This window comes from Arcticibacter sp., assembly GCF_053551015.1.
On the sequence record NZ_JBMQOB010000011.1, the window covers coordinates 1 to 24,211 of the forward strand.

Consider the following 24,211-nt stretch of genomic DNA (forward strand, 5'->3'; position numbering starts at 1 on the left):
AATTAATCAATCGATTGATTAATTGTAACAAATAGACTACCAAAAAGCCTGAAAGATGTCCTGAATGCTGGTAATCAGCGCTTTTTTTACTTTGATATGTTATTGTTACAAGGCGTTTTCTGCCAATCTCAGATACACTAGCCGAAAAATATCCGATCTACTCCTTATCTATCCGGTACAGCTTACCTTGGTCGGTGACTGCATACAGTGCACCATCGGTACCTTGGGTAATATCCCTGAAACGCTGTTTCTCATTTACCAGCAAACGTTCTTCGCCCAGCGCCTTGTCTTTCTCGATCACCAGCCTGACGATATGCATACCGCTCAGCGCACCGATAAACAGGTTGTTACGCCACTCCGGAATCCGGTCACCGCTGTAGAACGTCATCCCGCTTGGTGAGATCACCGGGTCCCAGTAATAAACGGGTTGCATCAGGCCCTCTTTCTGCTGAATGCCCTCGCCTACCCGCTGGCCACTGTATTCAATACCATATGTGATGGTGGGCCAGCCATAATTGGCACCCGCCTGCACCCTGTTTACCTCATCTCCGCCGCGCGGGCCATGTTCACTTTCCCATAGGTCGCCTGTTTCAGGATGAATCGCTAAACCCTGTGGATTACGGTGTCCGTAAGAATAGATCTCCGGCCTTGCTCCCGCCTGAGCGGCAAATGGGTTGCCAGCTACGGGTGAACCATCCTTAGTAATGCGGACGATCTTTCCGAGACCTGATTCCAGCGACTGCGCCTGCGGCCGCGTTACTAGATCTGAGCGTTCCCCTGTACTCGCCAGAAGGTTTCCGTTCCGATCGAAAACTACACGTCCGCCATAATGGTTGGAGCCGCTATACAAGGGAGTAGCGCGGTAGATAACCGTCACCCCTTCCAACGCACGTTCATCAGCAGATAGTCTGGCCTTTGCTATAGCAGTGAGATTACCCGGTTGAGAGAATGACCAATAGATCATGCGGTTGCTGGCAAAATCAGGATCCAGGCAGATGCCCAGCAATCCACCCTGCCCCGACGCATTGACCTGTGGCACCCCGCTAATCGGTTCACCTATCGTTCCGGTAGCTGTTACGATCCTCAGTTTACCCGCTTTTTCTGTCACAAGGAAACGCCCGTCCGGCAAAGCCGCTATCCCCCAGGGGGCAACTAGCGAAGAAGTAAGCACAGTCACCTTGTAGCTGGCAGACGTTTTTACCCCACTGATCCGGGTTTGTCCCGCAAAAGCAGGCTTATAATCTGAATTCGGTTGCTGAGTCTCTACAGGAGATAAAGCCTCCACCGGCGTAGTTAAATCATTACTTTCGTTCTTTTGAGAACACGAGAAAAGGGGGAGCATAGCCATAAGGGCTATCATGCACCTGAGTTCAGAGAATCCGTTCATAACCAAGTACCTATATAATCTTTAATCCATATATAGTACCATCATTGCGGAAATTTGTTCTTCCAGATCTTTCTTCCGCTATCACCGCAGAAGAAAGACATACAAAACATCAAATGGAGCTCAGATAGTTGCTGATCTCGCGGCCAAGTACCTCAACCACCTCCTCATCCAACGAGCCATCTACCTGATCCCAGCATTCAGGTTCATCGCAGGTCTTAGTCAGCGTCGTCAGGTGCTCATTCTCTCCGACCACGATGTAATTGCCGGCCGAGGGAATGACCAGCAGATGAGCGTAATCACCACTGTCGTAAATATCCGCTTCAACATGAAAAGGTTCATTGATCAACTGCTCCTCTTCATATCTCATGCCGTTTGAGGCGACGTCCTCTTCTACAGGCTGCTCCTGTCTGGCGAGTTGCTCCAGCTTCAGGAAAGCCGGATTGCAAACCAGGTCGCCGTCCTCATTCTTATAATTACCAAGGCGCAGTTCATCTGCTACCTTCTGCAAAGTATCAAACTGATCGGCGATCTCACGGATCACCGGATCGTTATTATTCGATTGACATTCCATAAAATATGCTTATGATGAATCAAATTTCCTCCTGGTTTTCAGAAGCATCGTCATTGAACAACCTGCCTCTGGAATGCGGAATCCGCGACTCAATATAGTCGGCAACCTGATCAAGCAGTTCCTCATCCAGACCCGCCGGATTCTGACAGATATGCAGGTAGTTCTGTGCATCGGGCCGAAAGCTCGCTACATAATTCCCATCTTCATAGATCCGGTACTTACACTGCCCACCATCATGATGCAGGTATTCACCCACTTCAAAGTGGCGTACTTCATCCGCATGATTAAGAGATATTGCAAAGTTTTCCATGCAATAGAAACGGCTTCTGGTAGCTTTTGTTTAGATCAGATCACCATGGAAAGCCCGATGAAAAAGAGTCATTTAGGAAAGGACGTCATTCTTTCTCAGCCTGAGTATATCCCCATAGGCGACAGCAGCCTGGTGAACCTGAACAACCCAATCCTCTGCAGCATTGTCGTCTGCACCATCCGAAATATACTTCAAACACAAAAATGGAATGCTCTCCTTCATGGCAATCATCGCCAGTGCATAAGCTTCCATATCCAGCACGTTATATATGGCGGCCGAATGTCCCATCTCGAAGCTGTCTCCGGTACCACAAACTCCCCTTTTTAGACCATCCATCACCAGGCCGTACTCCAGAACAGGCGACAGCCCAGATAAAGGCGTTTCGTAAAGTTCATAACCCAGTCCGCGCACATCCATGTCCCTTTGCACGAAGCTTGTACAGCAAACAACATCACCCTTTTTGAAATGATTGCTCCCTGCCGAACCCAGATTTACGATAAGGGATGGCTTTTTAGTCTGAATGGCTTTCGTCAGCTCATAGGCCGCGTTAATTTTGCCGATACCGGTGAAGATGGTACGATGGTCAGAAAAGACTTCAGCAGCTTCAGACTCCAGTGCGAATGAAAACAATACATCTTCCAGCGGAAAGGATAAGGACTCGTTAATATGTATCATGAAATATCATCGTTGTATATGCAAAGATGCAGTTTTTGCCCTTACTTCTTATCCGGTATTGGCATGAGGTAGCTGATCAGCTTTTTGATCAGCCCATTCTCCATTTCAAAAACATCGCAAAATACCAGGTTCACTACCACACCATCTTTCGTTGTAGCCTGCACCGTACCCTCCGCGATGACGACGTCATTCTCTTCCACCATTCGCGACACCTTGATCACCGGCTTGCCAGAAAACCCTTCGTTCTCGATCTCTTTATCAAAGGCGGCTTTGCCTCTATGCTGATAGACACCAGGAAGTTCCCAGACTACATTCTCAGTCAAACAAGCGAGGATTGCGGCATGGTCTTTCTGGTTAAAGGCACTCATGTACCTGGCAACCGTTTCTTTATTTTTAGTCATGTCTCCGGGTCTTAAAATATGGGTAAAGCTGCTCAGAAGAAGAGCGAGCAGCAGCAGTGGAATAAAGCTAATGGGCTTTCTCATAATCGTCTCATCTCCACTCAAGAAATGCATATATCTAACTCATAATCAATAGCAAAGATAAAACATGTGAGCTAAAAACAATCTAGAATAAACCCAGGATTTACATCCATTCAAGCCGATCATCCTTCTAGGATATTGGATGGGCTTTAGTTTTGCTCCTATTCTGAATCATTAGCTTCAATTTGAGGTCATCGTATATCATTCCGGCAATTAGCACCGAGGTTGCAATCGCCAACATGTATACCTTTAATATCGGGAATAGAATACCGCCTAAAAGACCACCCAAAAAGAAAAAGGTAATGATAGTCAAGCGCAATTTGATCGATGAATAAAGCTTGTCTTTCTGGTCCTTTTGTTTGTAGAAGAACAATTGCGACAGCTCCGTGGACACAATAGCCTGCCAGATATTGCTTGTATTAATTGTGTTTCAAAACAGAACTGTCGAACCGAATAACAACAGCGCTGCCGCCGTAATAGAGAGACACGAAAATCCCAAGCAAAAAAATGGGGCAAAACCTAATTTTAAGACTTTGCCCCATTTAAGGGTGGAATATGGGGCTCGAACCCACGACCTCCTGAACCACAATCAGGCGCTCTAACCGACTGAGCTAAAACCACCGTGCTTTATTATGCTGCAAAAATAACTCAAATATTACATTCTGCAAATTTAAAATTTACTATTTCATTAACTCCCTAATTTTGAACGCGATTATTTTTCTGCACGCCTCAATTCCCCGCTAATCCGCTTTATCTTGCTATTTTTGCCAGTTCAAAACTCATTAACAAATGATCGAAATCTATACTGACGGTGCTTCAAGTGGCAATCCTGGTCCGGGCGGATACGGTGTCGTGCTCAAATCAGGCCCACACTACAAAGAACTGGCAGCAGGTTTCAGAAAGACCACCAATAACCGAATGGAGCTAATGGCGGTCATCGTAGGGCTGGAAGCTATTCATAAGCCCGGACAAGAGGTCGTCATCTTCTCCGATTCCAAATACGTGGTGGATGCAGTCGAAAAGAAATGGGTATTTGGCTGGGTAAGCAAGGGTTTTGCGGGCAAGAAAAACAAAGATCTATGGATGCGGTTCCTCCAGATCTACAAGCAGCATAAGGTTCGCTTTCAATGGGTTAAAGGGCATGCCGGACACCCTGAAAATGAACGCTGCGACCGTTTAGCAGTCGCAGCAGCTCAACAAAGAGACAAATTATTAATAGACGCCGCTTTCGAGGCAGAGGCGTTATAATTCTGTACTTTCCACTTCACGCGGAGCCAGCTCCGGGCAATATTCTTTCATAAACTCCTCCACTTTCAGCACCATGTTCTCTGATCCCAGGAAGATGGGAGAGCGCTGGTGAAGAGACTCAACCTCGGTATCCAGGATCCGCTTGAAGCCGTTTGATGCCTTCCCTCCCGCCTGCTCAATGATAAAGGCCATCGGATTGCATTCGTAAACCAAACGCAGCTTCCCGTTAGGGGCACTTGCCGTACTTGGATAGATAAAGATCCCGCCCTTAAGCAGGTTACGGTGCAAATCCGCTACCATGGAACCTATATATCGGGATGAGTATGGACGGTTTGTTGCCTCGTCTTCCGCCTGGCAGTATTTCAGATACTTCTTCACTCCCTGTGGAAAATGAACGTAGTTCCCTTCGTTCAGGGAATAGATATAGCCGTCTTTAGGCATACACATGTCGGGGTGCGACAAGCAAAACTCACCGATCGATGGGTCCAGCGTAAAGCCATTCACTCCTTTTCCTGTAGTATAAACCAGCATCGTGGATGATCCGTACACCACATAACCCGCTGCCACTTGCTCTGTACCGTTCTGCAGGGCATCTTTTAACTGGGCTGGCCCGTCGGTAGACAGCCTGCGGTAAATTGAAAAAATCGTCCCTACTGAAACGTTCACATCGATATTGGACGAACCATCCAATGGATCTATCGCCACGATGTACTTGGCATTAGGAGATATTTCTGAATTAATGTAAATCGGCTCGTCATTTTCTTCAGAGACCACAATACAGCATTCTCCTCCAACCGTGAGGGCTGAGATAAACTGTTCGTTCGCAAACACGTCGAGCTTCTTCTGCGACTCGCCATGGCTGTTCTGCGTTCCGACTTCACCAAGGATGTCGACAAGTCCCGCTTTGTTCACTTCACGGTTGACGATTTTGGATGCAATGCCAATATCCCGCAAGAGGCGGGACAGCTCACCCTTGGCGTAGGGAAAGTCTTTTTGTTTTTCAATAATAAACTGACCTAAAGTTTTAACTACCGACATACTTAGTGTATTTTATACATTATCTTGTTCCCAACTCAATGATCTCCAAGTTAAGAATTTTTTCCTCAGAAACGCTGAATCTTAACAGAGAACGCACTTTATGCCATCCTTGTTTGCCGGCGGCACCCGGATTTAAGTGTAAAGTACCAATTTTTTTATCAAAGATAACTTTTAGGATATGGGAGTGCCCGCTGATGAAAAGTTTGGGCGGATTATTGTATAATTCTGTGCGGATTCTTGCGTCATATCGCCCGGGGTATCCACCAATATGCGTCATCCACACGTCGACGCCCTCACACATAAAGCGCAGGTCTTCGGGGTAGCTGATCCTGACATCCTTACCATCAATATTTCCATACACCCCTCTCAGCGGCTTGAACGCCGCCAACTGATCGGCCAGTTGTATATTGCCGAAGTCGCCCGCATGCCAGATTTCATCGCATTCATCAAAATGCTTGAAAACCGCATCATCCAGAAAGCCGTGTGTATCTGATATAAGTCCGATTCGTTTCACAATGTCGTTTAGAAAATGATTAAGAAGTCTCTGAGAAGGCTTTTATAGGCCTCGGTATATACTTTAGGCGACTCATATATAACCAACAAATCTGCTGAGATAACCAACAAATCTGCTGAGATATTTTTTTGCTGTTTTGAAAAAACCAGCACTTCCCGATGAGGCTCGTCCTCAGCGAATGATTTTACCGCTATGCTCCTGATCAGGTGCAGGGCTGCGGCTCCGGCGAGTGTCCGGGTCTCGAGTGCTGCTTCCGGCGGCAGAATCAGCCAGAATTCCCCCTCATCACTCAGGTGTTGCTGCCCGAAGCTTACCAGCTCTTCAAAGAAACCTCGTTCGGCATGCCGCGCGAGTTTCCTCTGCTCGTCGGGGTTCTTCAAAGAATTCAGAAAAAAGGGAGGATTACTCACAATCAGATCATACCTGATCAGATCCGACTGAAGTGCATATTCCTGAAATGATCCTGCAATCAGCTGGAGTCTACCTGCAAAGGCTGAAGCGGCGAAGTTCTTCCGGGACGCTTCGGCAGCGGAAGGGTCTATCTCTACTGCATCTATCCGGGCGTGTGGAAAGCGCTGCGCAAGCATCATGGAGATGACTCCCGTTCCGGCACCTATGTCGAGAACCCTGCCGGGATTCCCGCCTCCTGCCAGTGCGCCCAGCAGTACGCCGTCTGTATTGATCTTCATGCCACAACCGGCCTGGTCAACGCTAAATTGTTTAAAGCGGAAGATGTTTTTCATCTGTTAATGGTCATTCCCGTCTCTATATGCAGGATTCCAAAGATAAGCATTTCCATAAGCTGGCCTTCGCCGCGCGCCTCCGAAAAGGGTGATGGCCTCAACCGGCGAGGTACCCTCATGGAAGCTCCACCAAGCATTTAACGGAGTTCAACCACTACTCAGTCGTCATTTTACGGATCACCGTCGGCTCACCAGCGTCTGCACACACTTTCAACCTCAAATAAACTTCTGTTTGGGTACCTTGCTCTCACCATCCTTGAGCTCCCGTGGAGGCACAAAGTCACTTAGGGTCTGAATCCAGATATCCTCAGCAATTTACACGATTAAACATCAAATAAGCAGGAATAAGAATGACTTTTGTCATGCCAAATCATTAATTTCAAATATTATTAGCTTTTTAGGTATTTTATATAAATATTTGACCCAAACACGAATATTTTATTTAAATATTTTTAAAAAACCAACATTAATCATGTCAAGTCTTAGATTCCAGGCTTTAAATGCCGTTCTAACCAGGACTGTTCCTGAGGTCACTTCTCCATCTCCAAAAGTTTCGGATTATTTCGCTTCACTCGTTTTCGACAAACGTAAAATGAAGGAGTATCTTTCTAAAGATGCTTTTGCAAGTGTAGATAATTCTATTATCAATGGAGAAAGAATTGACCGTGATGTTGCAGAACAAGTTGCTTCAGCAATGAAGGCCTGGGCGATGAGCGTTGGTGTTACACATTATACGCACTGGTTCCAACCATTGACTGGAACTACGGCTGAGAAGCATGATTCCTTCTTTGAACCGACTGGTGATGGATTTGGCATTGAGAAGTTCTCGGGCGAGGCTTTGGCTCAACAGGAGCCTGACGCTTCCAGCTTCCCTAACGGCGGTATCCGTACTACGTTTGAAGCGAGAGGCTACACAGCCTGGGATCCTTCGTCTCCTGCCTTTATTATGGGAAAGACGCTTTGTATCCCGACTGTATTCATCTCCTACACCGGTGAGTCTCTGGATTACAAAGCTCCTTTATTAAAAGCTATTTCTGCACTCGACAGGGCTGCCGTTTCTGTTGCTCAATATTTCGATAAAGGGATCGAGAAAGTTTCTGTTTCCCTGGGTATCGAACAGGAGTATTTCCTTGTTGACCTTTCTTTGTTTAATGCACGTCCGGATTTATACACAACCGGTAGAGCATTATTCGGTCATATGTCTGCTAAGAACCAGCAGCTGGAAGATCATTATTTCGGATCTATTCCTGAGCGTGTCCTGGCTTTCATGCAGGATTTCGAAACAGAATCATTGAAGTTGGGTATTCCTTTGAAAACCCGTCACAACGAGGTTGCTCCTTCTCAGTTTGAGTGTGCTCCTCTTTATGAAGAAATGAACCTGGCGATTGACCACAATCAGTTGCTGATGGACTTAATGGATAAGGTTGGACGTCGTCATCACTTCAAAGTGTTATTGCACGAGAAGCCATTCGCAGGTGTGAACGGTTCTGGTAAGCACAATAACTGGTCGTTGATCACCAACACCGGCAAAAACCTGCTTGCTCCGGGAAAGACTCCGAAAAACAACCTCATGTTCCTGACTTTCTTCGTGAACACTATCAGAGCGGTTTACGAGCATGCTGATTTGCTGCGTGCATCTATCGCTTCGGTAAGCAATGACCACCGTCTGGGTGCTAACGAGGCTCCTCCGGCAATCATCTCTATCTTCCTTGGAAGCCAGCTGAATGATGTTCTGGATGAAATCGAGTCATCGCGCGTAACCAGCAAAATGAAACAGGAGCCTGCTCTGTGGACACACATCCCGAAAGTTCCTCAGATTCTGCTTGACAATACTGACCGTAACCGTACTTCTCCTTTTGCCTTTACGGGTAACAAGTTTGAGCTGCGTGCGGTAGGTTCTTCTGCGAATTCGGCTAATCCGATGACTGTATTGAACACCATCGTTGCTGAGCAATTGGCGAAGTTCAAGACAGATGTGGATAAATTGCTGAAAAAAGGCGAGAAAAAGGACGTTGCCCTGATGACCATCATCAAACGTTATATCAAGGAATCAAAAGCGATTCGTTTTGAAGGTAACGGTTATAGCGATGAGTGGGCTGCTGAGGCTGAAAAGAGAGGCTTGTCTAACATCAAGACTACTCCTAAAGCTTTAGATGTTCTTGTTAATGAGAAAACAACGCGTCTGTTTGAGGATGCGGGTGTATATACTCAACGCGAAAGCCACGCAAGACATGAGATCCTGCTGGAGAGCTTCTTCAAGAAACTTCAGATTGAAGCAAGGGTAATGGGCGAAATGGTTAATAGTGTGATCATCCCTGCTGCCATTTCCTACCAGACTTCACTAATTGATAACGTGAAAGGTTTGAAAGACCTTGGACTGGATGAAGAATCTTATGCAGCTCAGTTGGAGATCATCAAAAAGATTTCTTACCACGTGAACTTCATCAAGACGAACACGACTGAGATGATCAACGAACGCAAGAAAGCTAACGTGATTGACGATGCCCGTGAAAAAGCGATCGCATACGATGAGAACGTGAAATCCTACTTCGATCCGATCCGCTACCATGTTAACAAGCTGGAGAAGATCGTTGCTGACAGCAACTGGCCGCTTCCTAAATTGAGCGAGCTGTTGTTCATCAAATAAATTTTTCCTGATAAAGGAAAAAGGGGTTGTTTCTGATGAGAAACAACCCCTTTTTTTATTTAACGGAGGCTTTGGTGTTAATAAAGGGCTTCACACCCGCCGGGGTGATCTTCTTGATGCTCCCGTCTGGATTATAGTTGAGATAATCAATGCACAGCTGTCTCAGTACAGCTTTTTCTTTGTTTGGCGTGAGGCGATGGTATACAATATAATCTTGCCCTCCTTCGCGCAGCACGGTATGATGTCCTGGGCCGATCACGGTACTGTCGGCAGTGGTGCTAAGGATCGGATTATCACCCAGCTCTTTAAATGGCCCATAGGGGGTGTCGCCTATCGCATAGCCCACGCGGTAGCTAGCATCCACAGCCTTTCCGGAGGAGAACATGAGGTAATACTTTTTATTTCTTTTGATCATGTGCGCTCCTTCGAAGAAGGTTGGCGGCGTCACATCTCTTGGTGTTTCTGCGAAGGTGACCATGTCTTTATTCAGCTTAACGACCATGCAGCGACCGTTTTTCCAGTTGTACCCTGAACCCCAGTAAAGGTAGGCCTGCCCGTCATCGTCAATAAAGCAATCAGCATCAATATTATGCACCTTGGGGAAGTCGGTTTGTGAAACAAGAGGGGTGTTATCTGCTTTCATGTTTTTCCAGGGGCCCAGAGGAGCGTCGCTCACGCCTGCCCAGATTTCGCTGCCTACGGCTACATACATGTAGTATTTACCGTTTGGCGCCTTCACTACTCCGGGGGCCCATACTTTGGCATCGCCGGAGGTGGGACTGGTACATGCCTGCTTGGTAGGCCAGTTTAGCGTCTTTCTATTGAAGGTCTTGAAATCTTTGGTCTCCAAAACGGCAAGTTCATCGGCTCCCCAGGGATCTATCGTGGCATAAATATAGAAGGTGTCTTTGTCTTTGACGATGGTCGGATCGGCGAAATAGCCGCTTACAATGGGATTAGAGATGAAGTTCTTGTTGCTTTGTGCGGAAGCCGGACTGGGGCTGGCTGCGCTAAGTAAAGTAAGGAGTGCAAGTGTTTTTTTCATGAAATGGATCTTGTATTCTGTTGTAATATAGTTTTTATCTGTGTGTTTGTGGATTGCCTTCTACTCAAGGGCTGGTCTTTTGCCTCCAGGCCGTGCCTGTAAAATGATCGTGGAGGGTTTAAGTCCGGGTCCGCTTGCCTTCAGCCGGATGGTACCCGCTTCACCGCTGCTCTGCACAATGACCTGCGCCAGTCCGCTAAACAGCTTTCTGTTCCATTCCGCGGCCGGTTTGAGGATCTGTATCGTACCGGGATCTGTATTGACCTTGTCCCAGTCGCGCTTCTTTGTCAGGGGTGCTGCGATAATGGTCAGCTCGTTGACTCCGGGCTTCAAAAGGGCTTTGTTCAGCCTGAACACGTGTCCCGCTTGCTGATCTTCTATGTTTTTGGCTATTTGCTTTCCATTGATGAAGATCTGCTGGCCTGTACCGATGCTTTTGTAAAAGAAGGTCAGCTCAGCAGCGGCGAAATCCTTCGGTAACTCAAAGGTGCCGCGATGGATATAGGCTTTCGCTAAGTTTTTGTAATCGCGTGTGCTGAAAGCCTCTTTCCAGGTGCTGTCTGGCTGGAGCCTAAGTGCTTGCACTGCATCATAGTTTTCAGGCAGGGCTTTTTCTACACGAAGGCTTGTTCTAATATTCCTGATCTGATCAACGAAGTTTTCGCGCTCAAGTGAAGATGGGTCGCCATTACCTACTCCGATGATCTTACCCGGTCCGCTGATCGAGAAACTAATTCCGTTCTCTGCTGTGGGCACGGTTTCATTATTTTTATCGGCTACCGATACGCTGATCATGGCAATATCTTCGCTGTTTGCGAGTAAGGTACCCTTATGTGCAGAGAGACTGATCTGTGTGGCCTCTCCGCTGGTAGTGCGCTGGTCTGTCAGGATCTTCTTTCCGCCCCGGTAAGCTATAGCTTCGAGCTTCCCGGCAGCATAAGGCACCTTCCACTGAAGGTGAGAATTGGGCTTCATGGACTGCCTGCCCAGGCTTTTCCGGTTGAGGAAGAGTTCCACTTCATCGCAATTGCTGTAAACGCGTACATCAATCGCTTCTCCTTCCCGCCCCTTCCAGTTCCAATGTGGTAAGATATGCAGGACCGGTTTATCCTGCCACCAGGATCTGAGATAATACACGTTGTCTTTAGGGAAGCCGCAGAGGTCCATCATACCAAAATAGGAGGTTACAGAAGGCCAGCCATAAGGAGTAGGTTCGCCACGGTAATCGAAGCCTGTCCAGATGAACATGCCTGCCAGGTAGGGCCGCGCGGCATAGAACTGCCAGCCCTCTTCGATGCTGTAGAAACTTGGCCTAGGCTTCTTATCATAGGCGGCGGCGTGCTGCCGCTGCGGATTGTCAATATAAATGCCCCGGGTGGCAAAGGTGGAACCTTCTTCGGTACCCATACCCGGCTGATTAGGGAAGCGCTTCTGATGTGCGTCGATATCGCCATTACCCAGGTAGTTGTAGCCCATTACCTCGATGACGTCAGATATTCCGCTCTGGAAGCCTCCACTGACACCCACCGTAATGGCCCTGGTCGAATCCAGGCTTTTGGCGTAGGCCTGCATGGTAGTGGCGATTCGGGCGCCGGTTTCACTGTTCTCAATGCCCCATTCTTCATTACCGATAGACCAGGCAATGATGCTCGGATGGTTGCGGTCACGCTGGATCATCCTCTTCATATCGCCATGCATCTGCGCATTGGTGCCCATCAGTCTGTTCTCATTAATCACCAGCATGCCGAGCTTGTCGCAGGCCTCCAGCAGCTCTGGTGTTGGCGGATGGTGCGAGCATCGGTAGGCATTGGCACCCATCTCTTTTAGTTTGCGGATGCGGTAATACTGCAGCTCGTCGGGCATCGCTGTACCGACGCCTGAATGGTCCTGATGATTATTGGTGCCTTTGAGCTTCACGTGTTTGCCATTCAGGAAGAAACCCTCTTTGGCATCGAAGCGGATGGTGCGGATGCCGAAAGTGGTTTGATAGTGGTCCGCTTCTTTTGTTCCTTCGAGGATGCTGGTGTTCAGCTGGTAAAGATGCGGCGTCTCGATATCCCACAGCTGCGGCTGCTCGACGCTAAGCTGCAGATCAAGTTCCCGCTCCTGAAATGCAGCGAGCCAGAGTTTTTCTATGCGGCCGCTGGCGACGACTTTACCGCTGGGGTCGGTTATGGTTTGCAAAAGGGTGAAGGTCTTTCCTGATGTAGATTCGTTGATGACGGTGGCCCTTGCGTTTATCTTCGCGGTGGAACCGCTGACCTGGGTGGTAACAAAAGTGCCATCGGGGGCCACATGCAAGGGCTCGTGTTTGCTGAGCCATACGTGCCGGTAGATGCCTGCTCCTTCGTAGAACCAACCTTCTTCCATGGTGACGTCTGCGCGGATCGCAATCACGTTGCTGCCTCCATAGTTGAGGTAGTCTGTCAGATCATAGCGGAAGCTGTTGTATCCACTGGCTTCGGTGCCGAGATAGTGGCCGTTGATCCAGACTGCCGAGTTGCGAAATAGACCGTCAAACTCAATGGCTATTTTCCGGCCGAGGTCGGATGCTGGAATGTTAAAGGTTTTGCGGTACCAGCCCACGGTAGCATCTGGAAAATTGCGACCTATGGCTTTGAAGCCGTGACTGAAGCTTGCTTTTTCACTGAAATCCTGCTCTACAGCCCAGTCGTGCGGCAGGTTGAGTTTCCTCCATGAGCGGTCATCAAAATCGGTGGCAGCAGCGCCATCGCCATAACCCGCCTTGGCCAGGTAGGAGAAGTAGCCTGTTCCGGTGTCAAAGTCTTTTGCTGTCTGGTAGGGATGTCCAAAGGAAAAACGCCAGTTGAAATCCATCAGCAGACGCTCCCGCCTACGTTCATCCTTCGTTTGTGCATAGGCTCCAAGCTGAAGGCAGACCATCAGAAGGAGGAGAAAACTCTTTTTCAGAATATTCATGGCTCGGCTATAATTGGTTTTAATTCCGGTTCCCTAAAGATAACAACGATCGGCAAATTACCTTATGAAACCGGGCAATTTCGTCTTACAATGTCACATTTCCGGTTTCCTTATTCTATACTTTGCCTTATCTTTGACCTGATGTCAGATCTTAAATACAACCAAAGAGGCGTGTCTGCTGGAAAAGAAGACGTACACAATGCCATAAAAAACATTGATAAAGGTTTATATCCACAGGCTTTCTGTAAAATCATCCCTGATATACTGGGTGGCGATGAAGAATGGTGCAATATCATGCATGCCGACGGGGCAGGTACCAAATCATCCCTGGCGTATGTTTACTGGAAGGAAACCGGCGACCTGTCTGTCTGGAAAGGCATTGCACAAGACGCCATTATCATGAATATTGACGACCTGCTTTGTGTTGGCGCTGTAGATCAGATCCTGCTTTCTTCGACAATCGGAAGAAACAAGAACCTCGTACCGGGGGAGGTTATTGCCGCCCTGATCAACGGTACAGAGGAAATCCTTGCGGAACTGCGTGAAATGGGGGTAGGCATCTACTCCACCGGCGGTGAGACGGCCGATGTGGGCGATGTGGTGCGTACGCTGATCGTGGACTCGACAGTTACCTGCCGGATGAAACGCGCGGATGTGATATCCAACCACACCATACAACCAGGCGACGTGATTGTAGGACTTTCTTCCTCTGGCCAGGCTACTTACGAAACGGAATATAACGGCGGAATGGGTTCTAACGGACTGACTTCGGCACGTCATGACGTTTTTGGAAAGTCTGTTGCTGTTTCGTATCCGGAAAGTTATGACCCTTCTGTTCCTTATGAACTGGTATTCTCCGGAAGCAGAAAGCTGACTGATGAGGTGGAAATCGGCTTTGGAAAGACGATGACTGCGGGTAAGCTGGTCCTCTCTCCTACCCGTACCTATGCACCCGTTATTAAGAAAATACTGGAAAACCACCGTTCGAATATCCATGGAATGGTGCATTGCAGTGGTGGTGCGCAGACTAAAGTGCTGCACTTCATCGAGAATCTGCACGTGATCAAGGATAATTTATTCCCTCTTCCGCCGCTATTTAAGCTGATCAAGGAAGAATCAGGCACCAGCTGGGAGGAAATGTATAAGGTTTTCAATATGGGCCACCGTATGGAGATCTATGTTCCTCAGGAGATTGCTGCTGATATAATTACTATTTCTGAAAGTTTCCATATTGATGCGCAGATTGTAGGTCGCGTAGAGGCGGCCGACAAGAAACAGGTGACAATTAAGTCAGAATTTGGTGAGTTCATCTACCACTAATAAATCGGCAGAGTTTGACGGCATTCTTTATGAGGCTGAAGCGACAATGAGGTCGAGTGTCATTGTTGTGCCGGATGAGGTATGCCAGCTTTTTCGCGAAAGCAAGGGTGCAGTAAGGATCCTTTGCTCCATCAAAGGAGGCGAAGAATTTCCATGTGCGCTGAACCCACGAGGCGACGGTTATGTCATTATCGCCAGCAAGCAGCTGATCAAAAAACATAAATTGATTCCGCATGTTGCCTTTCGTGTACGGGTGCGCAGTGACGTGCATGAGGGATTACAACTTCCGGAAGAGCTTCTGGAGGTGTTGATGCAGGATGAGCATTTCAGCTTTGAGTTTGAGAAGCTGCTGCCGGGACATAAGCGCGGACTGATCCACTATATTCGTTCTGCTAAATCTGTAGACACCCGTATTAAACGAAGCCTCGAAATTGCCGAAAAGGCAAAGACGGGCACTTTAGGCGGATCGAAACCAAACGACTGAGTTATGCAGGAAACAACAAAATTTGCGATGTCGCCTCAAGCGATGGAAGCGATTGAAAATGGTGCGGATAGGAAAGTGATTCTGGCGCAGACCCTAGAAAATGAGATCAAGCATGTGGAAGACCTGCTGATGGGGTACCACTTCCGGGAGCGGGGCAGTGTGGATCATCTGGAGCTTGACACCACGAACATGACGGTGGATGAACAGGGTAAGGGTTCTTTCACGGCGCGCTACATTCTGGGAATGTATAATGCATGCGCGGATCTGGATCTGAGTGATAAAGCGAAAATGGAGATTGACTTTGAGGTGGACTTTGAAAATGGAATGATCACCCTTACGGGAGAATTCTTTCCGGAGCGTGAACCTGACGATATCTGATTCTTTGCTGAACAGGAAATAAAAAAAGGCGTCTACCCTTGCGGGGCAGACGCCTTTTCTATTTACAAGCCCTATTTCTTTTTGGCTTTCTTTGTTGTTTTAATCGCAGGATCCTTGCGGATATCCAGCTCGGCAATGATGTTCTTTGCACCTCCAAGGATGTCGATACACCATAATACGTAACGGGTATCTACGCTGATGGTACGCTTGTACACCTTGTCAAAGGCGATGTCGCCCGACATAGCTTCCCAGTTACCGTCGAATGCAAGGCCGATTAATTCGCCTTCTGCATTGATTACAGGAGAACCGGAGTTACCGCCAGTGATATCGTTATTGCTGATGAAGTTCACGACCAGGTCGCCGTTCTCTCCGTATTGACCATAGTTCTTTGCGTTGTACGCATCGATCAGGTTCTGCGGAAGATCAAACTCTGCATCTCCGGGAATGTATTTCTCCATCACACCATCAATCGTGGTGGTGATATCATAGGTCATACCATTCTTCGGGCTGTAGTTTTGAACGTTACCGTAGGTGATGCGCATCGTTGAATTCGCATCCGGATACATTGCCTTACCTTGGTTCTTCTCCAAAAGCGCTTTCAGATAGGTTTTATCGAGTGCTGCTTTTTTGTTTTCGAAGTCGGAAATAGCGGTACCGAAGTTGTTGCGGATATAGTCTGCAGGCATCAGGTTGATGGCATACTTGTATCCTGGATCCTGTTCGATGCCTTTCAGCGATGGATTGCTCCAGAACGCTTTCAGTCTTTCAGGACGGATGAAGTTCGATTTCTCCCAAAGCTCATTCGCAAATTTCTGGAATGTTGCTTCCGGTGTTCCCTGCCAGTAATCCTGTGCGATCACGGTGTAGAACTTAGGGTGCTGGTTCTTTGGAATATCATTGTAGAAAGCCGACATGATCTGCACGAAGATTTTCTTGTCTGCCTGCTCATTGTACGTTTCTTCGTACTCAGCAATGCTGGCGTTCAGTTTATCCTGAGCTTCTTTCAATGCAGCAGGATCGTTCTTCTTGGACTCAAGCAGTGTTAATGCTGACTTTGCAGGAATAGCTTGCCTTACCCAGTTTGAAGCGAAGAAACCTTCGTTGATGTAGGTACGCTGAACGGCAAACGGAGCATAAGCCGCGTAAACGTCCTGGTACTGTTGCATCAGGTTGGCATACTCTGGCTTGTTAGCTGCCCATGCAGTGAATTCCTGCTCTTCTTTCATCTTCTTTTCGTAGATCTTCAGGCGCTTCAGCTGCTCTGTCTGCCCGATGAAATACTTCCAGTAGTTGGCAATTTTAGCGTGTACAGAAGAAAGTTTCAGACGTGTAGCAACGTCTTTCTCCATCACTTCGTCCCATGCTTTCAAACGGATGTCGCGAAGCTTCACGATAGTTGGAGAGGTTCTCTCTGTAGCTAGCTTTACGCCGCTTGAAGTAAGGAAACGATCTGTTCTGCCAGGGAAACCGTATACCATAGAAAAGTCGCCGTTCTTCAGTCCCTTGATGGAAACCGGAAGGTACTTCTTCGGTGTATAAGGTTTGTTGTTGGCTGAATACTCAGCAGGTTTGTTATCAGGGCCTGCATACACACGGAAGACAGAGAAGTCGCCTGTATGTCTTGGCCACTGCCAGTTGTCGGTGTCGCCACCAAACTTACCGATAGACTGCGGAGGAGTACCTACCAGACGTACGTCATTGAATTTTTCAAAGATGTACAGGAAGTATTGGTTTCCTTTGTAGAAGTCGCGCACGAAACCTTCGTAGTGAGTTCCTTTAGTCGCGTCAGCAGCGATACGCGCTCCTGCTGCCTGGATGGCATCTTCTTTCTTGTCTTCAGCAATGCCGCTTGTTGCAGCTTTGATCTTTTCAGTGACGTCTTCCATACGAACCAGGAAGTTCACGAAAAGGCCTTCAACAGGCTTTTCTTCAGCATACTGCTTTGCCCAGAAACCATTATCAAGAATGTTATCCTGTGGCGTTGATTTGGAAACGATAGCTTCGTATCCGCAGTGGTGATTGGTGAAGATCAAGCCGTTTTTTGACACGATCTCTCCTGTACAAAATCCGCCAAAGGAAACGATAGCGTCCTTCAGACTGGCTTTATTGACGTTATAGAGATCTTCAGGGGTCAGCTTGAACCCTTGTTTCTTCATTTGCTCATAGTTCTTGCCGATGAGCATCGGCACCCACATCCCCTCGTCTGCTTTGACGACCAAGCCGAACAGCATGGCCACCAGCAAGCAAGATGTAATAAAAAAATGTATCCTTCTCATTTTTGTTAATTATGATGCAAAACTAAGCATTTGCGCTATTGATTATGCGTGTTTGTATACGTTTCTGCTGTATATCCTCATCGGAAGGGGTAATGAACCAACTTTACCTGGCTATTCGCATCCTTTTCATACATCGCGATACAGTTATCCCTGAATTCCCCGGCAGGAAGTTGCGTCTCTAGCGAAATAGCTGAAGGTACGGGGCTGCCTTCGCGAAAGAAGAAGACTTTGGTCACGCCGTATTTGGTATGAGGCATGTAATTGCCATAGGTTTCCATTTCTTTCCACAAGGTATCGGGGGTGCTAACGGAGTAAAGGCGCAGGATGGGACCTGTGTTGTTCTCGTTGCGGGTGAATCCTTGCTCTTTGAAGTTTCCCTTCAGATCTTCAGCACCGGGCTGAAAGAATGCATCTTTCATCATGTAAAGCAATCCGGCTATGACGATGAGGATCAGTATATAATTACGTTTTTTATTCATCTATTTTGTATTGTGCAAATGCGGCTTATTCGGGTCGGCCGGGAACGAGAGCATGTATTTCACGATCTCTTCTGCCTCTTCCCTGCTCAGTTTGGGATGCGGAGGCATCTCGCGACTGCCCCAGATGCCCTGGTTGGGTTTGACTCCGAGCATCACGATATGGCCAAGGTGAGTGATGTTGGCTTCTGTGGCCGGGTACTCTGCTGCCAGATGCTGGAAAGAGGGACCGACGATAGCCTGACTTTCTGCGTGACAACCTCCGCAATCCTCACGATCGAACAACATTTTTCCTTTTGCAAACTCAATGGTGTCTTTTTTTTCTTCTTTCTTTTCCGCAGTCTTTCCCCCGGGGGAATTACATGAGGCAAATATAAGCGATGCTAATAGTAGATGAATCTGTTTAATCATATCTTGTCTTCTATGTGAATTTACAACAACATAAAGGGGCTATGGTTGAAGAAAATAGCCGATGTGCACTATTCCTGTTACGTTAAGCTGTCTAAAAATGGTGTTTTTATATATATTTGAGTTCTAGACCCCTTACATTATGCTAAAAGAAGAGAGACAAGCCTACATCATCAAGCAAATAAACCTGCACAATAAAGTTCTATCATCTGACCTGAGCATTCAGCTCGCGGTATCGGAAGATACGATCCGCAGGGACCTGAACGAACTTGCAGAGAGTGGCAAGATCCTGAAGGTGTATGGCGGGGCTTTGTCGAAATCTTTTCATTATCCTTTTCAGCAGAATGATGTCTATGCTAAAGATGCAAAGAAGGTGATTGTGCAGAAAACAATGAACCTGCTGCAGAATGGCATGGTGCTGTTGGCGGGCGGAGGAACCACCATGATTGAATGGGCGCGCTCCGTTCCTGAGAATATTCAGTGTACTGTCTTTACGGTAAGCCCTCTTGTGGGCCTGGAGCTTACGGAGCGTGCAGGCGTGGAGGTGATCCTGATAGGCGGACAGCTTTCGAAGAACTCACACATTAACACGGGCGCATTAACGATTAATCTTCTGGCAGATATCAAGGTCGATCTCTGCATCATGGGAACCAACGGGCTCTCTTATGAGGGCGGCGTAACGGAGTCTGACTGGGAAGTGGTACAGGTGAAGAAGGCTATGCTTAAATCGGCTCAGAAAACAGCGGTGATCAGCATCGGCGAGAAATTGGAGTCGGTACAGAAGATGAAGATCTGCGGACTGAACTCCATCAGCTATCTGATTACTGATCTGAATCCTGAAGACCCGCAGCTGGCTAAATACGCAGAAGCTGTTCAGGTACTATAAGAACCTGAACAACTCTCTAATCCGTATCAGATACACTCCTTGAGGAGGTAAATGATCGATTTATAGTTTTTCCCAACCGCATCTGACATGGCCATTTCGCAGGTCTTGGATGTAGAATAATAGCCGTCGTATTCTTTTTGTTTGACTTCTAAGGCTTCGGGCATACTGGCTGAGCGTGTGAGCTCGGGAAAGAGGAATCCTCTGTCGCCGGCCATTCCGCAGCATCCTGCATGAAGCGGAATATCGACCACTTCAGCCATCTGGCGGGCAATGCTGACAAACTTGGCTTCGAGCCCCATATGCTGCAGGGAGCATACCGGATGAAGTGCCACCGCATTTTTCTTCTGCCTGATGGTTAATCGCGGTAAGAGGTAGTCGCTGATGTATTCGATGCTGTCGATGATTTTTATGGCATCGTACCGTTGCTGATTCTCCTGAGTCAGTGCCGGCCTGCAACCCTGAAGGGTATGCGTACAGGAGGTTATGTCGAGTACAACAGGATATTTCCCCTGATCCGTCCAGCGCCATAGCTTTTCAACCGTCTGGTTAACCGTATAAGCATAGGCATCGTTGAAGCCTTTAGAAGAGAACAGTTGTCCGCAGCAGGTACCTGCAATCTCATCAGGAATCCAGAAGCCCACATCGGCTTTTTCAGAGACTTTTTTAAACACATCCACGATGCTGTCTTCCTTATCTGCCGATCCACCCATGTTGCGGGATATACAGGTTGGGAAGTAAATGGCAAGGGTCTTTTCCGTTTTCAGATTAGCTGAGCCGTGGGCCTTCTTATGTGCGGAAGCGTGCAGCTGGTTGCTCCACAATGGCATTACCGGCATAACCTTTTTGATGGCGCCCGTAGTTCTGACGAGGGTATTGGGACCAAGGACCTTGTTCATGACGTTACCTGCCTGCAGCGCGAGCTTTACGGCACCAGCAACGGGACTGAAGTTCTTAGCGACCATCATGGCTACGCCATTGGCAAAATCGCTGTGGCTTTCCCTGCGGAGGCGCTTTACAAGGGATCCGGTGTTAATGTCTACCGGGCAGGCAGTGGCGCAAAGGCCATCTACAGCACAGGTTTCGAGGCCATCGTATTGGTACTCCCTGAGCAGTTCCTTGTAGGTCTGCGTTTTGCCCTCACGCTTTAGTTTTAGCAGTTCGCGCCTGACGACGATACGTCGACGCGGTGTGAGGGTGATATTGCGGCTCGGGCATTTGTATTCGCAGAAACCGCATTCCATACACCGGTCCACTTCCTCTTCTACCCTGGGGAGTTCCTTGAGATTCTGAATATGCGCGTTTTTGTCGGCATTGATGATGACGCCCGGGTTCAGGAGGTTCTTCGGGTCAATAACGCTCTTCAGCGACTTCATCACCTGGTAGATTTCTTCTCCCCATTCGGTTCCGACAAAAGGAGCCATGTTCCTGCCTGTGCCGTGCTCTGCTTTCAGTGCACCGTCGTATTTCCTTACTACCAGGTCCACAACGTCCTGCAGAAAGCGATTGTATCGCTCAATTTCCGACTGCGTTTCGAAGGACTGAGTCACCACGAAGTGGATGTTGCCATCCTTAGCATGTCCGAAGATGATTGCCTGATGATAGCCGTGGGCCTTGAAGAGGCCGTGCAGGTCGAGGATAGCATCCCCCAGTTGTGATACAGGGAAGGCGATATCCTCCAGGATCACGGAAGTTCCGCTTGCTCTGACCGCACCTACGGCAGGGAACATGCCTTTTCTGATCTTCCAGAGGAAAGCCTGCTCAATAGGATTACTGGTGAATACCGGTGCATTGAGCATGGAAAGTTCCGGCGCGACGGCCAGGAAGCGTTCGCTCTTTGCGTCGAGCTCCTCCTGGGTGTTGCCCTGGTACTCCACCAGAAGAGCAGCGGCGCTTTCGGGAAGCGTTTTGAGCACGTCGGGCACTCCGGGGATGTGCTCCACGGACCGAAGCGAGGCCCGGTCCATAAGCTCCACGGCTTCGGCGCCCGAATTGGTGAGCGGTACGATCGCCTTACAGGCAGCGAAGATATCCGGGAAGTAGATTAGTGCGGTGGATTTCATCGGGTAATCAGGCACAGTCTGCATGACGGCTTCGGCAATAAACCCGAGGGTGCCTTCAGCGCCGATCAGCAGGTGTGCGAGAATATCCATGGGCTCTTCATGATCGATGAAAGAGTTGACGGAATATCCAACCGTATTTTTGGTCTTGTACTTGCTCCTGATTCTCGCGTAGGTATCCGGATTGCTCCTGATCTGGTCGCGAAGCGCGACAAGAGTATCGTAAATAGCCGGATTTTCCAGACGGAAGCGGCTGTAGTCTTCTTTTCTCTCCGTTGTATAGCTTAATCCACTGGGCAGGATGAAGCGGATGAAACGGGTGGTATGGTAGGAGTTGCGGCTTACTCCGCAACACATGCCACTGGCATTGTTGGAAAGGATTCCTCCCATCATAGCCGAGTTGATACTGGCAGGATCAGGCCCAATCTTCTTTTTGAACTTTTTCAGCTGGGCATTGACCACAGCACCTGTTACGCCGGGCTGCACCCTTACTGACTCGCCTGCATCTTCCACCCTGACAAGGCTCCAGTACTGACTGAGATCGACCAGGATCCCATCGGTGATAGATTGCCCTGATAGGCTGGTGCCTGCAGCGCGAAAGGTTAAAGGAATGCGATGTTCATGGGAGAATCGGAATAAGCCTTTTACCTCCTCCTCAGAAACAGGCTGTACTACTGCTTTCGGCTGCAGATAATAGAAACCCGCATCTGAAGCATAAGAAACCACATCTATCAACCTCGATTTAATCCTTGCCTTCGGCATGATGGCCTCCAGCATTCTTCCTATATTCATAAACGATCGTACAACTCGTGCAATATTAATAAATAACGCCCTTCCGTTCTTCTTCTGTATGGTGTCTGCTTGTTAAAAGAAGGAGAAGGTAGGTAATGCATCCATTGATAACAATTAGCTCAAAACCGATGGAATATCCTGTCAGAGCAGGTGAATATTTGTCGATTAAGAAAGAGATCACCGGTGACAGGATACAAAAGAACGGCACCAGTTTGTCTTTTACTGCTCTTTTAGAAATCATCCCGAAGGCAAATAGGCCAAGCAGGGGTCCGTAGGTGTAACCTGCTGCTTTGAATATGGAGTTTACTACCGAATCATCGTTGATGGCTTTAAACACGAGGATAACCAGCAACATAACTACGGAGAAAACCACGTGCACCAGGTGACGGGTGCGGATCAGCTTCGGATCATTGTGGTTATCTTTCTTGTTAAAGTTTAGAAAGTCTACACAGAACGAAGTGGTTAAAGCCGTTAGCGCAGAATCTGTGGTGGCAAAGGTTGCTGCAGTAAGTCCCAGCATAAAAACGATAGCCGGAAGCACGCCCAGATAGTTGAGTGCTATTTCGGGGAATACATGGTCTGGTGTTCCGAGTGAGGCTACATCGATGCCCTTAGCTGCGGCATAGCTGTAGAGCAGAGATCCAACACTGAGGAAAAAAATGTTCATGACGACGAATACGCCGGTGAAAGTGAGCATGTTCTTTTGTGCCTCCCCGATATTCTTGCAGCTCAGGTTCTTCTGCATGAGGTCCTGATCAAGCCCAGTCATGGCAATGGTAACGAACACGCCGCCAAGGAACTGTTTGATAAAATGATTTTTATTCCCAATGAAGTCTTCCCAGAAAAATATCTTCGAGTACGAGCTGGTTTTCACGGTCTCGATGGTGCCTGCGATATCCAGGTTGAGGCTTTTGGAAATGAAATAGATCGACAGCATAACCGACGAAAGCAGAAATACCGTTTGCAGTGTATCCGTGATGATGATGGTCTTTAATCCACCTTTGAAGGTATAAGACCAGATCAGTACCAGGCAGATGGCAATGGTAACCCAGAAGGGAACGTTCCATGCGTCGAAGATAAACTTCTGCAGGACGATGGCTACCAAATAAAGCCTGAAGGCCGAACCGATAGTACGCGACACCAGAAAGATCATGGCACCCGACTTATAGCTCCAATGCCCCAGTCTGTTTTCCAGGTAGGTGTAAATAGAGATCAAGTTGATGCGGTAATACAAAGGCAACAGAACGGTAGCGATCAGCAGGAAGCCAACGGCATTGCCCAGAACAAACTGGAAGTAGCCAAAGCTACTGTTGACAACTGCACCCGGAACAGAGATAAACGTCACTCCCGATAATGCAGTACCAATCATCCCGAAGGCGACGAAGTACCACTTGGAATTACGGTTGGCAATGAAGAACGAGGAGTTGTCGGATGATCCCTTCGATGTGAAGTACGATACAAGGATCAAAAGGGCAAAGTACCCGATCAGGAAAGATAATAATACTATTGGAGACATAATAAGCTTTGGAAGGAA

At 48.0% G+C, this 24,211-nt stretch carries 22 protein-coding genes and 1 tRNA gene; 6 read left to right on the forward strand and 17 right to left on the reverse strand.

All coding sequences use genetic code 11. The features are described 5' to 3' along the window. Positions 1–157 precede the first annotated feature (157 nt). From ACO1NU_RS07135 to ACO1NU_RS07165, 7 genes are all read right to left on the reverse strand, one after another. Positions 158–1,360, reverse strand: a complete 1,203-nt coding sequence (locus ACO1NU_RS07135) for a PQQ-dependent sugar dehydrogenase (protein ID WP_448817786.1) — start codon at positions 1,358–1,360, stop codon at positions 158–160. Positions 1,361–1,496: 136 nt separating this feature from the next. Next, positions 1,497–1,958 carry a hypothetical protein gene (locus tag ACO1NU_RS07140; protein ID WP_448817787.1) on the reverse strand — a complete coding sequence of 154 codons (462 nt, stop codon included), beginning with the start codon at positions 1,956–1,958 and terminating at the stop codon, positions 1,497–1,499. A gap of 19 nt (positions 1,959–1,977) precedes the next feature. Continuing rightward, entirely contained in the window at positions 1,978–2,268 is a 291-nt protein-coding gene (locus ACO1NU_RS07145; protein ID WP_448817788.1) for a hypothetical protein, read from the reverse strand. Positions 2,269–2,340: 72 nt separating this feature from the next. Continuing rightward, a complete protein-coding gene (locus ACO1NU_RS07150; protein WP_448817789.1) occupies positions 2,341–2,943 on the reverse strand; it encodes a 5'-methylthioadenosine/S-adenosylhomocysteine nucleosidase family protein in 603 nt (200 codons plus the stop codon). Between the two features lie 41 nt (positions 2,944–2,984). After that, on the reverse strand, positions 2,985–3,458 hold the full coding sequence (locus tag ACO1NU_RS07155; protein ID WP_448817790.1) for a nuclear transport factor 2 family protein: 474 nt from the start codon (positions 3,456–3,458) through the stop codon (positions 2,985–2,987). Positions 3,459–3,555: 97 nt separating this feature from the next. Further along, complete coding sequence (locus ACO1NU_RS07160; RefSeq protein ID WP_448817791.1) at positions 3,556–3,819, reverse strand: DUF1275 family protein; 264 nt, start codon at positions 3,817–3,819, stop codon at positions 3,556–3,558. A gap of 152 nt (positions 3,820–3,971) precedes the next feature. Continuing rightward, positions 3,972–4,047, reverse strand: a tRNA-His gene (locus ACO1NU_RS07165). A 167-nt stretch (positions 4,048–4,214) separates the two neighbouring features. Here ACO1NU_RS07165 and rnhA point away from each other — a divergent pair. Beyond that, positions 4,215–4,673 (forward strand): ribonuclease HI, encoded by a 459-nt coding sequence (rnhA, locus tag ACO1NU_RS07170; protein WP_448817792.1) that lies wholly within the window; start codon positions 4,215–4,217, stop codon positions 4,671–4,673. On the opposite strand, the gene fbp is transcribed toward rnhA, so the two are convergent. The 3 genes from fbp to ACO1NU_RS07185 are packed head-to-tail and all read right to left on the reverse strand — an operon-like array spanning position 4,668 to position 6,968. Then, the gene (gene fbp / locus ACO1NU_RS07175) at positions 4,668–5,711 is read right to left on the reverse strand and encodes a class 1 fructose-bisphosphatase (protein WP_448817793.1); all 1,044 of its coding nucleotides are present in this window, start codon (positions 5,709–5,711) and stop codon (positions 4,668–4,670) included. The genes rnhA and fbp overlap by 6 nt on opposite strands. A gap of 19 nt (positions 5,712–5,730) precedes the next feature. Beyond that, a complete protein-coding gene (locus ACO1NU_RS07180) occupies positions 5,731–6,225 on the reverse strand; it encodes a metallophosphoesterase family protein (protein ID WP_448817794.1) in 495 nt (164 codons plus the stop codon). An 8-nt stretch (positions 6,226–6,233) separates the two neighbouring features. Beyond that, positions 6,234–6,968 (reverse strand): tRNA1(Val) (adenine(37)-N6)-methyltransferase, encoded by a 735-nt coding sequence (locus tag ACO1NU_RS07185; RefSeq protein WP_448817795.1) that lies wholly within the window; start codon positions 6,966–6,968, stop codon positions 6,234–6,236. Between the two features lie 472 nt (positions 6,969–7,440). On the opposite strand from ACO1NU_RS07185, the gene ACO1NU_RS07190 reads away from it, so the two are divergent. Further along, complete coding sequence (locus ACO1NU_RS07190) at positions 7,441–9,615, forward strand: glutamine synthetase III family protein (RefSeq protein WP_448817796.1); 2,175 nt, start codon at positions 7,441–7,443, stop codon at positions 9,613–9,615. A gap of 55 nt (positions 9,616–9,670) precedes the next feature. Here the strand turns inward: ACO1NU_RS07190 and ACO1NU_RS07195 are convergent, their stop codons facing one another. Both ACO1NU_RS07195 and galA read right to left on the reverse strand, forming a co-directional pair. Further along, positions 9,671–10,660: a family 43 glycosylhydrolase gene (locus ACO1NU_RS07195; protein ID WP_448817797.1), complete on the reverse strand. Its 990-nt coding sequence runs from the start codon at positions 10,658–10,660 to the stop codon at positions 9,671–9,673. Positions 10,661–10,720: 60 nt separating this feature from the next. Beyond that, positions 10,721–13,600 (reverse strand): beta-galactosidase GalA, encoded by a 2,880-nt coding sequence (gene galA / locus ACO1NU_RS07200; protein ID WP_448817798.1) that lies wholly within the window; start codon positions 13,598–13,600, stop codon positions 10,721–10,723. A 141-nt stretch (positions 13,601–13,741) separates the two neighbouring features. Between galA and ACO1NU_RS07205 the strand changes: the two genes are divergently transcribed. Genes ACO1NU_RS07205 through ACO1NU_RS07215 form a run of 3 tightly spaced genes read left to right on the forward strand, consistent with a single transcriptional unit; the run spans position 13,742 to position 15,782 of the window. Continuing rightward, entirely contained in the window at positions 13,742–14,920 is a 1,179-nt protein-coding gene (locus ACO1NU_RS07205; RefSeq protein ID WP_448817799.1) for an AIR synthase related protein, read from the forward strand. Next, the gene (locus tag ACO1NU_RS07210) at positions 14,901–15,404 is read left to right on the forward strand and encodes a YdeI/OmpD-associated family protein (RefSeq protein ID WP_448817800.1); all 504 of its coding nucleotides are present in this window, start codon (positions 14,901–14,903) and stop codon (positions 15,402–15,404) included. Before ACO1NU_RS07205 ends, ACO1NU_RS07210 begins: the two co-directional genes overlap by 20 nt. A gap of 3 nt (positions 15,405–15,407) precedes the next feature. Further along, entirely contained in the window at positions 15,408–15,782 is a 375-nt protein-coding gene (locus tag ACO1NU_RS07215) for a hypothetical protein (protein ID WP_448817801.1), read from the forward strand. Positions 15,783–15,853: 71 nt separating this feature from the next. Here the strand turns inward: ACO1NU_RS07215 and ACO1NU_RS07220 are convergent, their stop codons facing one another. From ACO1NU_RS07220 to ACO1NU_RS07230, 3 genes are all read right to left on the reverse strand, one after another. Beyond that, entirely contained in the window at positions 15,854–18,058 is a 2,205-nt protein-coding gene (locus ACO1NU_RS07220) for a S46 family peptidase (protein WP_448817802.1), read from the reverse strand. 77 nt (positions 18,059–18,135) lie between these two features. Further along, entirely contained in the window at positions 18,136–18,537 is a 402-nt protein-coding gene (locus ACO1NU_RS07225; protein ID WP_448817803.1) for a hypothetical protein, read from the reverse strand. Further along, positions 18,538–18,945, reverse strand: coding sequence for a c-type cytochrome (locus tag ACO1NU_RS07230; RefSeq protein ID WP_448817804.1), 408 nt, complete (start codon positions 18,943–18,945; stop codon positions 18,538–18,540). Between the two features lie 139 nt (positions 18,946–19,084). Here ACO1NU_RS07230 and ACO1NU_RS07235 point away from each other — a divergent pair, with 139 nt between their 5' ends. Continuing rightward, the gene (locus ACO1NU_RS07235; protein WP_448817805.1) at positions 19,085–19,828 is read left to right on the forward strand and encodes a DeoR/GlpR family DNA-binding transcription regulator; all 744 of its coding nucleotides are present in this window, start codon (positions 19,085–19,087) and stop codon (positions 19,826–19,828) included. A 26-nt stretch (positions 19,829–19,854) separates the two neighbouring features. On the opposite strand, the gene ACO1NU_RS07240 is transcribed toward ACO1NU_RS07235, so the two are convergent. Further along, entirely contained in the window at positions 19,855–22,677 is a 2,823-nt protein-coding gene (locus ACO1NU_RS07240) for an FAD-binding and (Fe-S)-binding domain-containing protein (protein ID WP_448817806.1), read from the reverse strand. Positions 22,678–22,702: 25 nt separating this feature from the next. Then, the gene (locus ACO1NU_RS07245) at positions 22,703–24,193 is read right to left on the reverse strand and encodes a sodium:solute symporter (RefSeq protein ID WP_448817807.1); all 1,491 of its coding nucleotides are present in this window, start codon (positions 24,191–24,193) and stop codon (positions 22,703–22,705) included. Between the last annotated feature and the right edge of the window lie 18 nt (positions 24,194–24,211).